This is a genomic window from Sodaliphilus pleomorphus (assembly GCF_009676955.1).
GTDB lineage: Bacteria > Bacteroidota > Bacteroidia > Bacteroidales > Muribaculaceae > Sodaliphilus > Sodaliphilus pleomorphus.
Genome location: NZ_CP045696.1, coordinates 1,269,645 through 1,284,878, shown reverse-complemented (window position 1 = coordinate 1,284,878; position 15,234 = coordinate 1,269,645). Strand labels below are relative to the sequence as shown.

General features: G+C 59.2%; 7 protein-coding genes. 3 read left to right on the top strand and 4 right to left on the bottom strand.

Features of this window, described 5'->3' with window-relative positions:
* Positions 1–125 precede the first annotated feature (125 nt).
* The 4 genes from GF423_RS05230 to GF423_RS05215 all read right to left on the bottom strand — a co-directional run bounded on the left by GF423_RS05230 (position 126) and on the right by GF423_RS05215 (position 11,452).
* On the bottom strand, positions 126–3,572 hold the full coding sequence (locus GF423_RS05230; RefSeq protein WP_154327360.1) for a carboxypeptidase regulatory-like domain-containing protein: 3,447 nt from the start codon (positions 3,570–3,572) through the stop codon (positions 126–128).
* Between the two features lie 84 nt (positions 3,573–3,656).
* Positions 3,657–5,522 carry an Omp28-related outer membrane protein gene (locus tag GF423_RS05225; protein ID WP_154327359.1) on the bottom strand — a complete coding sequence of 622 codons (1,866 nt, stop codon included), beginning with the start codon at positions 5,520–5,522 and terminating at the stop codon, positions 3,657–3,659.
* Between the two features lie 2 nt (positions 5,523–5,524).
* Entirely contained in the window at positions 5,525–7,987 is a 2,463-nt protein-coding gene (locus GF423_RS05220) for a choice-of-anchor J domain-containing protein (protein WP_154327358.1), read from the bottom strand.
* 102 nt (positions 7,988–8,089) lie between these two features.
* The gene (locus GF423_RS05215; RefSeq protein ID WP_154327357.1) at positions 8,090–11,452 is read right to left on the bottom strand and encodes a choice-of-anchor J domain-containing protein; all 3,363 of its coding nucleotides are present in this window, start codon (positions 11,450–11,452) and stop codon (positions 8,090–8,092) included.
* A gap of 244 nt (positions 11,453–11,696) precedes the next feature.
* Here GF423_RS05215 and surE point away from each other — a divergent pair, with 244 nt between their 5' ends.
* From surE to GF423_RS05200, 3 genes are all read left to right on the top strand, one after another.
* Positions 11,697–12,470 (top strand): 5'/3'-nucleotidase SurE, encoded by a 774-nt coding sequence (surE, locus tag GF423_RS05210; protein WP_206113393.1) that lies wholly within the window; start codon positions 11,697–11,699, stop codon positions 12,468–12,470.
* A gap of 89 nt (positions 12,471–12,559) precedes the next feature.
* A complete protein-coding gene (gltX, locus tag GF423_RS05205) occupies positions 12,560–14,098 on the top strand; it encodes a glutamate--tRNA ligase (protein ID WP_154327355.1) in 1,539 nt (512 codons plus the stop codon).
* Positions 14,095–15,198, top strand: a complete 1,104-nt coding sequence (locus GF423_RS05200; RefSeq protein WP_154327354.1) for a lipid A deacylase — start codon at positions 14,095–14,097, stop codon at positions 15,196–15,198. The genes gltX and GF423_RS05200 overlap by 4 nt, the downstream gene beginning before the upstream one ends.
* Positions 15,199–15,234 lie beyond the last annotated feature (36 nt).

The following is a 15,234-nucleotide window of genomic DNA, read 5'->3' as shown; positions in this document are numbered from 1 at the left end:
TTTGCCCGCTGCTGTCGTCATAAATGGGGATGACGTGACAAAAGCTGCCCTTGGGAACCATTGTCCCAAGGGCAGCTTGCAGTGTGCCTTGCCGCGTGGCTGCGGCAAGCGCTGTACAGGATGCCTTACTTGCGCAGCACCTTCTTGCCCTTTTGTATCACGATGCCCTTGTAGGAGGCGTCGACACGGCGACCCATGAGGTCATAGGCAGGTGCGTTCTCATCGATAGTGCCACTGGCAGCGTTGATGTCGACAATGCCAGTCGAGATGCCGTCGATGAGCGGGTAGAAGTCGAGAGCCTTGCTGTCGCTTATCGTGAGGTAGGCGCTGTGGGCGGGCACTACATCGCCAGTTGCGGCCTTGCCGAAGCCGACAACAGAGGTGGTAGAGAATGCGTTGAACACATAAACGTTGTCGTTGGCGGTCACCTCGACGGCGGTGTTCACCGTGGGCTTGAGCAGGTTGACCATCTCGTTGCCCTCGGCCTTGGCAGGTGCATTGTTGCCGCCTTGCTTCACGTCGCGCTTGAAGGTGTAGCTGCCTGCAGGAGCCTTGATGATCACGCCGGTGCCGGCAGGGATGCCCAGGCTGCGGTCGTAGGGCTTGATGACTGCACCCTCTTGAGTGACCTCGACAACGGCATAGGCCGTGAAGTCGGTCTCGGCCGTGAGGTTGCCCTCGAGCGAGATGGCGTGGTCGCTGCTGTAGGTAGTCCAGCCGCACTCGGGCACCACGATGACGTCGGGCGAGAGCGTGAGCACCACATTCTTCTCTACATTCATCGTTTCAAATGCAACCGAGTCGGTGTAGGTGTCATAGCCGTCGGCAGTCACTGTCATGGCATAGTGCTTGTCGCTTTGCACCACAGCCATTGTGTAGTGTCCGTCGGCATCGGTCTCGGCCTCATAGAGCACATCGCCGTTGCGCAATTCCACCTTGGCGCCGCTCACGTTTCCAGCCTGGCTCGATACCACGCCGCTCAGGGTGGCGGGTAGCTTCTCTACGGTGAAGTAGGGCACAGGCATGTAGCTTGTGGCTTTGGCCTCGCTCCATTTAAACTGCGAGTCGCTGCGCTTGCTGTAGCCGTTGGGCTTGTCGGCGGAGTATTCAAATTGTGCACGCTGGTAGTTCGTGGTCAGATCCGAGCCCATCACCATCTGTATGCTCTGTCCGTTGTAGACAAAGCCCTCGGGGATGTCGATGCTCAGCAGCACCTGGTGGTCGTCGTCATCGCCCACGAGCGGCACGGTGTGGTTCTCGTTGGCTATCTTGGTGAGGCTTGTCGTGTCGGGCACGACATAGCCTGAGGCATAGGTGGAGTCGGCCTTGTTGCCTATCCAGGCCTGCACGTCGGTCGAGACCTCGCCGCTCTTGTTGTAGCCCTTGAAGCTGATGCGGGTGATCTTGTCGCCCTTCTTCAAGCCCGAGGCCTCAAGCAGTTGCTGGGTGTAGATCACATCAGAAACACTGTGCTTGTAGTACACGTTGATGGGGGTGGCATCCGAATTGCTTGTTGCAGCCACTTTGCCCACCTGCACGTCGTAGCCTGCCGTCTCGGGCGCGATGGTGACCTCGGCGGTGTCGCTCACCACCTCGTAGTCGCCTGCCTTGAGCACAATCACGGCGTTGTACTTGCCAGCCTTGTTGGGGGTGAAAGCGAAGTCGAAGGTGGCGGTGCTGTCGGTCTTCAGGGTCTGCGAGGCGGTGGTAGCCACCGTCTTGCCGTCGACCATGAGCTCCAGCTTGTAGCCCTCGGCCGGCTCGGTCTTGGTGTTGTTGTTCAAGACTGTGGCAGTGGCGGTGTAGACGTTGTTGACCATGCCTGCCGACGGCATCTTCACCTGGGTGAAGAGCATGTCGTGGTCTACATCGACGCGCTCAAAGCCATAGATGTTGTCGACCGATGCGTAGCCAGCCTCAAAGGCAATGTAGTAGTTGCCGGCTGGAACATTGTCGATCACAAAGGTCTTGAGGGCACTATAGTGGTAGGAGGCTGTCGAGCCAAGGTCGTCCGACATTTCGGCAGCCTTGATGGCCTTGGCCAGGGTCCAGTTCTTGCGGTCGGGCGAGTAGTACACGTTCATGTGTGAATCCTTGCTGTTGGGGTTGTTGCGTGCAACATCGATGCTCATCTTCTCACCCTCGGCTACCTTGAGCAAGGGGGTGATGAGCTTGGTGTCGTCGACCAGCGACGACGAGGCAAAGTAGACGTTGCTCGACGTCGAGTAGTCGCGTTGCTTCACTGCCCAGTTTTTGCCCACAATGAAGCCTGTGGGGAACTTGCCGTCTTCAAAGTTGACATAGAACTTGGTGGTGTCGAGCACAGTGGCCGAGAGCGGCAACACATAGTCGCTGGCACCCTCTGTCTTGATCACCATGTTGCCCGAGTGGATGCCCGTTGCGGTGTTGGTGGCGGTGATGCTGAAGTCTTTGCTCTGGTGGGCAGCAACAGTGTCGCTCTTGGCGAGCGTCGTGGTGAAGCCCTCGGGAATCTCTATGGCTGTGATGCGCAGGGGCGCAGCGCCGCGGTTGTAGAGGGTGTAGTTCTTGGTGACAGGCTGCGTGAGCATGCCGAAGGCCTGCTCGGTGCCCGAGGCCACGGTGCCGTTGTCGTCGCTCACATTGGGCACGGCCGTGTAGGGCACTGGCTCAATCCATGCGCCGTATTGCGAGGTGCCGCTCACGTCTTCATACACATTGTAGCGGTCGCGCTTGGGATACTTGGCATAGGGCAGTTCTATCGTCAGCTCATAGTCGGTGAGCTTTGCGCCGGCAGCCAGGGGCTGCGAGATGGGCACGGTGGCCACTACCGAGTCGGCATAGTTGTGCACGCTCAGGGTGTAGCCCTCGTCGCCCGGGGCAAAGTCGACGTCGCCCGGGTTGGCAATGGTCACCTTGAACTTCATGCCGAAGTTGCCGTTGGCGTCAACGTCCTCATTGCCCGTGCTCGAGCCGCGATAGAGCACATTGATCACCTGCGACAGCTTCAAGGCACGCTTCTTGGTGATGAGTGCCGAGTCGGCCTCGAAGTCGTCGATCCACACATTGCTGGCATAGATGCCGATGCGGGCGCTGTCTTGACGCGGAATGTCGACTTTCACATAGTCGGTTGTCGACAGCTCGGGCAGGGTGACTGCAATAGTCGAGCCCTTGGTCAGAGTGCCGTTGCTGCTCTGTTTCACGCTATAGAAGGCTATGGTGCCGTTGTTGGCTGCCTTCTTTACATAAATCGACGATTTCCCCTTGATGTAGGGCGTCACAAGCAGGTCGGTCGTTTTGCCGCCCGACCACCCTTCGCCCACATTGGTCTGGTCAGAGACCTTGAGCGCTCCGCTGCCGTTGCGGCCGCCGGTGCTGCTGTAGGTGTAGGTGGGGTAGTAGCTGTCGTAGCTCTCGCTGTCAAAGTAGTAGTCGGGGATGTGATCCCACCCTTTTGCTACCGTGAAGCTGTAGGTGCTGGTTGAAATTGCAGTGTTGAAGTCGACCGTGTAGGGACTGTAGACCTCGGCCGAGGCCGTCGACACTCCCAACAGGGTGAGGACAAATGCAATCAAAAGATTGATTTTTTTCATAAGCTTTTTGTGTTAAGATTATAAAATAAAAGGGTATACCTGGGCATGGGTAGGTGGCCCGTGCCCAGGAGGTGTTCCAAAGGGTTAACGCATGATTTTCTTGTATTGGCCGTTGGCCTGTTTCACGATGTAGATGCCATGGGTGGCTTCGCTCGGGGTCACTTGGCGGCCATCGAGCGTGTAGTACAATACCGGCCCGGCCGGGGTCACGCGGGTGACGGCGAGGCCTGTGACCGCATCCTTGAGCGAGATGCTGTTGGCATTGAGTATGTCCATGTGCTTGAGGCCCACCGTGCTGCTGCCCGACGGGTCGACATAGCGGCTCACCATTGCCACTGCCGTCATGCGGGCCGGGTTCACGCCGGCTGGCAGGGTGGTCGAGTAGGTGGCCGTGAAGGCATTGCCTTGCAGTTGCAGCTTGTCGCCGCGCACGGCGGTGAGCACGTCGCGCAACACATGGTTGTGCATGTACTGCCTCACGGTGCTCGTGGAGCCTGTGGCCGCGTTGTAGACGGCCTGCGGCGAGGCCACGCTGTCCTCGGTGAGCATGAGCGTGAGCCCCAGGTCGCCAAAGATGGCCGGAGCCTCGCTCGTGGTTGTGCCGCTCACCGTGAGGGTGAGGTTGCGCGTGGCGGCGTCATATTGCGGAGCTATCTGCAACTGGGCAAACGCCGGGTTGGAATGCTCGTCTTGCAACAACTCTTGCATCATGCCGGCAACAAGGGCAGGTGCCGTGAGCACATAGTAGTTGAGGTCGTAGGCCACATGGGCCTCGCCCGGGTAGTAGGAGCGGTCCATCGTGAAGCTGGGATAGGTGTAGGCATAGTCCTGGCACAGGCTGCCGGCCTTGTCGCAAGCCAGCGGGTTGCCCTCGCGATAGATGTTGACATAGGCCACGTTGCCTTTCAGACCCTGCACTGCTGTGGCCATGGCATCGAAGCAGCCTGCCGTGTAGGGCGAGGCCGCGTCGGCATACTGCTCGAGATAGGTCTGCTGGCGGGCATACTTCTCGCGATACACACTGAAGGTGTCGGCGATAAAGGTGTCGTCGCCCATGGGCACGCCGTCGGCCTGCGTGATGTAGACGCGCAGCACGTGCGGTCCCGAGGCAATGTCGGCCGGCAGGTTGAACACGCGCTCTATCGACGAGAGTGCGCCGCCTGCCACCACATCGGCCGTGTCGAGGTTCACGGGCTGGCCGCCGTCGAGGGTGTAGTTGATGGTGTAGTTTCTTATGGTGTCGCGCCCAGTGTTTTGATATTGCACAAAGAAGTCGATGAGGTCGCCCGGTTGCTTATACTGGTAACCATTGGTCATGTGGGTGAATTTCATCGACTTGCTGGGCAGTGACGAGATGTCGACGATGAGCTGCACACACAGCAGCCCCTTGCCGTTGATGGCATAGAGGCCCTCGCCCGACCCGAAGTTGCCCAGCACGAGGAAGCCATAGGACTGCGACCCGTCGGCCGTGGCCAGTATTCCGGTCTTGGTTTGTGCCTGCTCGGCGGTCTCGGTCACGTCGAAACCGAAAAACAGGCCCTCGCCCTGGCGTATTGTGTAGCCCTTCACGCCGTTGAGCATCACTTCGTTCCAACCCGAGTGCGGGTGCCACACGCTCTGTGTCACCGAGTCGGCGTCGGCCAGAATGCCCTCGCTGTCGAGCGGGCGCACAAACACACGGCTGGTCGTGGCCGAGGCGCCCAGGGCAAAGCGCAGCCCCACCACCTTGCAGCCCACATAGGGCTTGAGCATGTCGGCCGGGACCAGCGCGCCCACTGCGTGGGTGCCGGCATAGCCCGTGCCCACATTCTGCTTGTCGATGGCATCGCTGGTCGTGTAGCCCACCACGCGCTGCGTCGACGACACTGCCCGGCTTGGTGCCGGCCACTGGGCCATCGCAGCGATGGCAACAGCCAGAAACATTAATATGATAGTTGTTTTTTTCATCATTGTTATCGCATGATTTTAGTTACGTTGTTACCTTGTTTTTTGATGGCAATGCCGTGATAGCTGTCGATGTCGGGTATTGCCTGGCCCAGCACGTTGTAGTAGGTGGCTGGCGCCTGCGACGGTGTGGCAACGGTCAACTGCTGCACGCCTGTCACGTTGATATTGTACTCGGTGGTGGACGACGATGCGTTCTTGTAGATGGCCTTGATGCCCACTGTGTGGTTGCCCGTGCTCACGTTGGGCAGCACGCACACCGACGAGTCGCTGTGAGCCACCAGCTCGCCGTCGAGATAGATGTCGTATCTCACCACGTTGCCATAGTCGATGTAGTGCTCCTCGCCCTCGGCCGGGCCCACGGTGAAGTCGTCGAGCTGTGCAAAAAAGCCGTCGGTGGTGTAGTAGTGCACACCCACTCTCACGGTCTTGCCGGCATAGGCCGAAAGGTCGGTCTCATATTTTGTCCACTGCGAGGCGGGCATGTTCTCGGCCTTTGATATCACGGTGAAGCTCGACGGGTCGGTCCCGTCGGTCGAGACGGCAAACTCGAGTTGCTCGGGATAGGCGTCGCTGTAGGACTTGGCTGCTACCGTGAGCTTGTATCCCTCGCGTATGCTGAGCTCGGGCGAGATGAGCCACTTGTTGGCAGTGTACTGCTGCGGCGAGAAGAAGAGGATCTCCTTGTTGCCCGTCACAGGCTTCATGGCCTGGTCGGTGGGCAGCATGGCCGGCACTGTGGCGTAGGGGTTGAACACGATGGGGGCCAGGGTAGTGGGATTCTGCTGTGTGCCCGAGCCTGGGAAGGTGATGATGTAGCCGCCCAGCGAGATGGGATACACAGCATGCTGGTCCAGGTCGACCGACTTCCACTGCCCGAAGGTGCCGGTGGCAAAGTCGGGGTAGTCTTCAAAGCTGTCGCTGAAGGCCAGATCCTGGTTCCACCGCAAGGTCACCTTGCTGCCGCCCTCGCCGTTGGGGGTGATGTCGGCAGTGATGTTGTAGGGGGCGCGCACCTTGTCGGTGAGCGTGATGCTGCAGGTGGTGTCGGCCGCGATGATGTAGGTGCTCGAGAAGGCGTTGAAGGCTCCCTCGGCAATGTCGGCCGCATAGGTGCCGCATGGCAGCGACGGGATGCGCACTGCGCCGTCGGCCACAGTGAGCTCGAGCGCATTGCCCGTGTTGGTGTTCACCAGGTTGAATTTCTCGCCGTCGGCAGTGCGCTTGCTGTCGGCAGTGATGTTGAAGGTCACGTTGGCATTGTTGTCGTCAACTTTCACCTGGACGGTAGCCATGTCGCTGTGTGCGCCCGTGTATATTGCCTGCACGCCCACGGTGTGCTCGCCGGGAGCAACGTCGGCGATGGTGTAGGAGTAGCCGTCGGTGCTGCCCGCCTTGGCTCCGTCGAGATAGATGTCGAAGGTCTCAAGCGGGTTGCGTGGCGAGCGGCTGGCACGCAGTGCCCTCTCTGGCGCTGCCTGGCTGCCCTCGTCCTGACCTATTCTCACATCGTCGATCATGAGCATAAACGACCCCAGCGTGTTGTGGTCGCCTATGTAGCGCAGGGCACACTTGACGCGCTTGCCGGCATAGGCGGCAAGGCTGTACTTCATGAGGTGCCATTGCTTGTAGTCGACTTGCTCGTAGTTGCCGCCGCCGAGGCGCACAAAGTCGGCTTGCTGCGGGTTGTCGAGCTTCTCGGTGATGTAGACCTGGAAACGCTCGGGGGCCGCATCGGCAGCCTTGGCGTAGAAGGTGAGATAGTTCTCGTTGCCCAGCGTCACGGCGGGCGAGATGAGCCAGTCGTCGTTGGGCGCGCCGCTGTTGGTGCGCGTGAAGCCCACATACTGGTTGCCCGAGTAGGGACGCAGCACGGGATAGCTGTACCACCAGGTGGGGTCGACCTTCAACGGGTTGATGATTTGGGCATATTGCAGCACGCCGCGGTTGGGATAGGAACCCACCAGGGGGGCGGCGGCCAGCTTGTCGCCGTCGATGCCCGTCCAGTCGCCAAAGGCGGTGGCAAAGGCATCGTAGCTCTCGAAGTCGTCTTCAAACACGGGCTTCTCCACGTTCCACGTCAACGCGACGGCATTCTTGCCCGTCATTGCATCGTGCGTCACGGTGGGCGAGAGCGAGAATGGCGTGGTCACCTCCACGTTGAGGGTGAGGGCGACTGTTGTGTCGTTTTTCAAGTTGAATGTGGCCGATGCCGTGTAGTAGCCGGGCCGCTTCACGGTCACGCTGTGGTTGCCGGCATAGGCCTTCACCTGGCACTGGCCGCTGGCATCGAGCTTGATGGTGCCGTAGCTCAGCGAGTAGTCGGCCTGGGTGATGTCGACCACCTGGCCGGCAAGGTTCTCTCCAGTGGTTGCCGTCACCTTCACGGTGAGTGTCTTGTCGCGCTTTTGCGCGCTCAGGGCAAGCGGCAGTGCTACAAGCAGCAACAGGAGTATGATTGCTTTTTTCATCTTGATGATTGCAGTGTAATAGACTTGATTTCTTTAAGTAAAAAAAGGTAATGGGGCCTTGCTGTGTGGCTCGTTCCCCATTACCTTCGAGGTTAGAATCAGTTACTTTTTCATGTAGCGCAGTGCCTGCACAGTGTTGCCTTGGGCCACGCGCACGATATAGAGGCCCTTGTCGAGGCTCTCGAGCACCTGGGCGCCCTTGCCGGCGGTCACCATGCGGCCGTCGATGGTGAAGACTTGCACGTCGTCGTAGTCGTTGATCACGGTCACCGTCTTCACACCCGAGGCAGTGCCGATGTTGTTGAACGTGAAGTCGTCGTAGAAGGCTTCCATCACGCCCTCGGCCTCGGTGGTGTGGCGCAGGGCCACATAGATGGTCTTGCCTGCAAAGCTGCTCAGGTCGGCCGTGTAGTGCTGCCAGGTGTTGGGCTCGAGGTAGGGCACTTCCTGGTTGGCGAGCACCGTCTGGTTGAACGAGGCCGTCGAGGCTTTGTCGGTGGTGCTCACGAGCACAGTCACGTGGTTCATGCCGGCGGGCAGCACGCTGTTGGTCTGCTCCAGGTTGCGCACGTAGAAGTCAAATGTGGTGCCTTCGGTGGCATTGATGGGCTTGCTGATGAGCCAGTCGTCGGCCTTGCCCGATATGGGAGTGCCGGTGAGCAGCACGCCCACGCCATCGTGAGCCGTAGTGAGCGGGTTGTTGAGCCATGCCTGGGTATAGGCATACTTCTCGCCGTTTTTCTCGGTCGAGGTCAGGTAGTAGGTAAACGACTCGTTGACCGTGTTGTCGGCATCGATCATCGTGAAGTCGTCCTTCCACGAGTAGTCGAGCTTGTTGTCCTCAAAGCCGTAGTACAGCTGGTTGGCTGCCAGGGCGGTGCCGCTCACGGGCAGTGCCACCTGGTAGCCCGACTCGAAGGTCACGGTCATGGCGTCGGTGAGCGAAGTTGCCGAGCTCAGGGCGTCAAATTGCAGACTGAAGTTCTTGGACTCGCCCGAAGCAATCTCGTCGCCGGCTGCCAGCGTGCTGGTGAAGTTGGGGTTGGTGAAGGTCACACTCTTTATCTTGAGGGCATTGCTGCCCTTGTTGAATAGGGTGAACACCTCGCCCGAGTTGGCCGACTTGTTGTAGTTCACCTTGCCGGCGTTCCACACCGTCTTGTTGAAGGTGGCCTTGTCGGCCTGCGACACCTCGAGCTCGAAGTGAGCCACGCTTGTGCCGCCGTCCTTGTAGTAGTTGTCAAATGTCTTGTGCACCCAGCGGAATTGCACCGTCTTGCCGGCGTAGGCGCTCAGGTTCACTTGCTCGCTCTTCCAGTAGGCGGCGTCGTCGCCAGTCTCCGAGATCGAAGTGAGGTCGTTCCACTGGCCGTCGGCATAGATCTGGAAGTAGCCTGCGCTGATGCCGTTGTTGGGCTCAACGTTTTGCTTCTTTTTGCTGTCGCTGGGATCGACCAGGGCATCGCTGGGATGCACGCTGGTCCACACCCACGAGGCCATGATGACCTTGTCGGCAGGCAGGGTGAACTCTTGAGTGGTTATCGAGTTTTGCTCGTTCTTGCCAGCCAGGTAGCCCGATGTGAGGGCGTTGGAGGTGACGGCTCCGAACTTGTAGGGATAGATGCTGTTGATATACCAGTTGCGGTTGTAGGAAGCAGCCGGGGTGAGGGTCCAGCCGGTGGGAATGTTGCCGCTGGTGAAGTCTTGCACATAGGGGTAGTCCTTGACCGAGGCATCGGGCTGGGTGGTAAATTGCCACACGGGCACGTTGGTTGCCGAGCCCACGCTGTTGTAGGGCACCACTTTCCACTTGTAGGTGGTCGAGTAGTCGGCTGCAAGCACGGTGTAGCTCATCTTGTCGCCCAGGTCGAGGTTGCTGATCAGGTTGTCGGCAGCATCGTTGCTGCCCACATAGAGGCGGTAGCCCTCGGCAAACTGGGCGGGGCCCCACGAGAGGGTGATGTTTTTGGGCAGCACCTGGGTGGCGCTGTCGGCAGGCGTGATGAGGGTGGCTGCGCCAGGCACGCCATCGGCGCCGTACACGTTAGGCAGCAGCACGCGGTCGACATAGATGTCGGCAAACTCGCCGGCGCCTGTCTCAGAGTCATATTCTACGGCTGTGTTCACAAAGCGCACATAGGAGCTGTCGGTGCCAGTGCCCAGATCCACGCTCAGGTTGTCCACGTTGGTCATGCCGCCGCGGGTGTAGTCGTAGGTCCACTTGGTCGTCCACGTCTTGCCGCCGTTGTAGGAAACGTCGACCTTGAAGTCGTTGGTCTGATAGGTGGAGCCGTCCCCGCTGGTGAAGTCGTTCAGGTAGGTGAATATGAGCTTGCCGCCCTTGCTGAGGTCGAGACGCGGCGACACCAGGTAGGCATCGGTGTAGCTTGCGGTGCCATAGGCCGAGCCGTCGCCTTCGAGTGCGCGCACGTTTTTGCTCCAGCCTTTGTTTTTCCACCCGGCAGGCGGGAAGTAGTCGTTGAAGCTTTCCAGCTGGTAGCCTTCGGGCACGACCATCTTCTCGGCACTCAGGGCCACTGTCACGTCGCCGCCGTTGGTGTGCACCACCACATCGCCCTTCACCGGCGAGGTGAGCGAGGCGGTGTAGGCCAGCTGGAAGCGGCTGCTTTCATATTTTGCCAGGTCCACGCTCTTGTAGTCCCAGGTCGTGGTCACGCCCTGCGGCAGGTCGATGCCCGTCACCTTCAACCCGTTGGTGCCCTGATTGGTGAGGGAGAACAGGGTTGTGTAGAACTTCTCGCCTATGTACATGGCGGGGAATTTATAGGCATTGTCGGAGAGCACGGGCACGGGCTGTGTGGGCGGCGTGAACTGCTTCACTGTCACGTTGTCGATATAGGCAATGTTGGCAATGGGGTAGAGCATCTTGTACACAAAGGCCAGCTTCACTTTCTTGCCCTTGAAGTAGCTCAGGTCGATCTCAGAGGTGTGCGGGTCCCATGTGGTGATGGGATAGGTGAGCACACCGCTCTCCTTGAGCAGATTCTGGTCTTGTATCGAGAACACGGTGATGGCGTTGGCCATGTCGTCGTTCTCGACCACACGCACCTGCAGGTCATACTTGGAGTTGTCCATCGAGGCCATGGGACCCACCTTCCAGTCAAACTTGAGCTGGTAGGTGTTGTCGAGGTTGAGCTCGGGCGAGAGCAGTATCTCCTCGCGCGGGCCTTTGCCCTCGGTCGATGACTCGAAAAGGGCTCCGTCGCACGCGGCTGCATGCTTGCTGCCGTCGACCACGCCTTTCTCGCCGTAGGTGTTGCTCCACTTGTAGGACATGTTGGTGCCTGTGTAGCTGTCGATCGTTGTCCATCCGCTGCCCTTGGTGACTGGGCGCGAGTAGCTCTCGGTGCTACTGGTCTCGAAGTCCTCGTCGAGCAACGTCTGTGCCTGCACTCCTGTGGCGAAGAGTGCCAGCAATGCTAATGACAAGTAAAATTTTTTCATACAGTAATTTTAAAAAGAATAAATAAATTGTAACAATTAGTTTGCAAATTTAATAAATTGATATTTTCTCGCAAAAAATTGTTGAAATTTTTAGGTATTCTGTACTGATTTTGGTAGTTTTTTTTGATTTTGTGCAAGCAGCAATTACGGGAAACAGTAGTGGAGGCGGCTTGCCCCCCTGCATTTCCATAAGTGGCACAATTGTTGTAATTTTGTAGGCAATAATAATATAATGTGTGACATTATGAAGGAGAAAAGACCCCTTATTCTCGTCGGCAACGACGACGGTTATAGTTTCAACGGCATCCACACCTTGATTGATGTGGCCCGTGAGTTTGGCGACGTGGTGGTATCGGCCCCCACCGAGTTCCAGAGCGGCAAGGGCAGCGCCATCACCATCACCGTGCCCCTGCGTGCCACGCTGCACGTCGATGAGCCCGGCCTCAAGGTGTGGCTGGTGAACGGCACCCCGGCCGACTGCTGCAAGCTGGCGCTCGACCAGCTGCTCGACGGCCGCGTGCCCGACCTGGTGCTCTCGGGCATCAATCACGGCGCCAACCTGGGCGTGGCCTCGCTCAACAGCGGCACCATGGGCGTGATATTTGAGGGCTGTGTGCACGGCATCGAGAGCGTGGCTTTTTCCTACGGCAACTACAGCTACGACGCCGACATGAGCGCCTGCGTGCCCGTCTTGCGCAACGTGATAGCCCGCGTGCTCGACCACGGGCTGCCCCGTGGCGTGTGCCTGAACGTGAACATCCCCTACGACAAGGGCCCGCTCAAGGGCTACAAGGTGACCTCGACCTGCATGGGCCGCTGGGTGCACGAGTTTGAGCGCCGCACCGACCCTCACGGCCACGACTACTACTGGATGACAGGCGAATACGCCCCGCATTACACGGCCGGTGAGGATACCGACCTCTACAACTTCAATCGTGGCTGGGTCACCGTCACACCTTGCCATGTCGACCAGACCGACCACGAGGCTATGCCCGCTATCGAGCGGTTGCTGCAATAAAATATGCCGTGATTCATGTGAAAGTATTATAAAAGTTGCTAACTTTGCAAATTATTTAGGAAACAACTATTATACACATTTTACAATATATGGCAGAAAGAAAAGTAAGAGTGCGCTTTGCACCGTCACCCACAGGTCCGCTGCACATAGGCGGCGTGCGCACTGCGCTTTACAACTATCTCTTTGCACGCCAGCATGGCGGAACCATGATACTGCGCATCGAGGATACCGACAGCAACCGCTTTGTGCCCGGTGCCGAAGACTACATCAACGAGGCCCTCGACTGGCTGGGCATAGGCATCGACGAGGGCGTGCGGCAAGGCGGCAACTACGGCCCCTACAAGCAGAGCGAGCGCCGCGACATCTATCACACCTATGTGAAGCAGCTGCTCGACAGCGGCAAGGCCTACATCGCCTTCGATACCCCTCAAGAACTTGAGCAGAAACGCAAGCAGGTCAAGAACTTCCAGTACGATGCCACGACGCGCATGACCATGCGCAACTCCCTTAGCCTGCCCGCCGAGCAGGTGAAAGCGCTTGTCGACAGCGGCGAGAACTATGTGGTGCGCTTCAAGGTGGAGCCAGGCCGCGATGTCGTGGTGCACGACTTGCTGCGTGGCGATGTGACCATCAACTCGTCGATTCTCGACGACAAGGTGCTCTATAAGAAGGCCGACGACCTGCCCACCTATCACCTGGCCAACATTGTCGACGACCACCTCATGCAGGTGAGCCACGTCATACGCGGCGAGGAGTGGCTGCCCAGTGCTCCGCTCCACGTGCTGCTCTACGAGGCCTTTGGCTGGGCCGACACGATGCCCGCCTTTGTGCACCTGCCGCTGCTGCTCAAGCCCGACGGCAAGGGCAAGCTCAGCAAGCGCGACGGCGACCGATTGGGCTTCCCCGTGTTTCCCCTCGACTGGACCGACCCGGCCACCGGCGAGGTCTCGAGCGGGTATCGCGAGGCAGGCTATCTGCCGCAGGCCGTGGTCAACTTCTTGGCCCTGCTGGGCTGGAACCCCGGCGACGACCGCGAGTTTATGACCATGGAAGAGCTCACGCGCGACTTCTCCTTTGCTCACTGCTCCAAGAGCGGCGCCAAGTTTGACTTTGAAAAAGCCAAGTGGTTCAATCACGAGTATCTCCTGCACACCCCCGACGCCGAGCTCGCCCGCGACTTCAAGCCCCTGCTGGCCCAGCACGTCGACGTGGCCCGGTACAGCGACGACTATATTGTTGCCGCCGTGGCAAGTGTGAAAAACCGCATCAACTTCCTCAAGGACCTGTGGCCCAATGCCCACTTCTACTTCGAGGCCCCGACCGAGTACAATGCCAAGGACGTGCGCAAGCGCTGGAAAGACGACACCCCCAGGCTCTTGACCGAGCTCATCGCGATACTGGAAACGCAGGATTTCGACAACGTCGAGAGCACCGAGCAGGCCGTGATGCACTGGATCGACGGCAACGGCATCCACAAGGGCAACCTCATGAATGCCATGCGCCTCACCGTGGTGGGCGAGTGCAAGGGCCCCGGCATGTTCGACATCACCAAGATACTGGGCAAGCAAGAAACCATAGCCCGCATCAAGCGCGGCATCGACACCATCAAGCCCGAAGCCGCTCAATGATGAGACGCCGTGCACTCACATTGCTCACACTGCTGCTGCTGGCCCTCCCCTCGGTTGTGGCACAGCAGCTGGTGTGGAGTGTCGACTTCAACTCGCTCTTCAACAACCGCGAGGGGGGCGATGAGGCACGGCCCGACCAGACGTTTGTCTTCACCCGCATCAGCCCCGAGCTGGGCGTGATGCTGGGTCGCGACACCAGCAACGTGCATCTGCTCAAGGGCGGCGTCACCTGGTTTCAGCCGCTCAACGACAACCTCGACGGCTACAAGGTGCTGCCCGTCATGTACTACCAGTACCGCCATGCCGGCGCCGGCGACTGCTGGCGCGTGACCGTGGGGCAGTTGCCCCGCACCCTGCTCATGGAGCGCGCCCCGCGCTACCTGTGGAGCGACTCGATGGCCTACCACCAGCCCAACGTGCGCGGTGCCCTGGTCCAGTATGAGCGCGGTGCAAGCTATGCCGAGCTTTATCTCGACTGGCGCCAGATGCAGAGTGTGTCGAGCCGCGAGGCCTTCAATGTGGTGGTCGACGGCAAGTGGAGCCTGTGGAGCCGCAACGGCCGGCGCTTGTGGCTGGGCGGCTACTTCCAGTACAACCATCTTGCCAAGCGCAAAAACGCGCCCGAGGGCGAGGGCGTGAACGACGACGTGACCATCAATCCCATGCTTGGGCTCGACATGGGCCACTGGAGCGTGCCCGTGCACCTCAAGGCCGGTGCAGTCGTCAACCGCGAGCGCGCCCGCGTCGATGGCAAGTGGCACACGCCCTGCGGCTTTGTGGCAGGTGTGAACGCGCGCTGGCGCTTTCTCGAGGCCGAAGAAAACGTGTGGGTCGGCAGCGACCTGTTTCCGCTCTATCCCCGCTTTGGCAGCCAGCTCAACCTGGGCGACACCTACTACCGCGACAAGTTCTACAGCCGCACCGACCTCACGGCCCACATCGTGCAGAACGCCTTTGTCGACCTCAATACCTCCTTCACTTTCCACTACACCAACAAGACCACAGGTTTCTGGCAGCAGCTGTCCTGCCGCCTCTATATCGACAACCTGCTGTGGAGCAACCGCCGCTCGCGTGAGCGGCGCCTCAATAGCACATATTAAAACAAGTTTGTTTTTTGACTACGACCAGAGTACAAC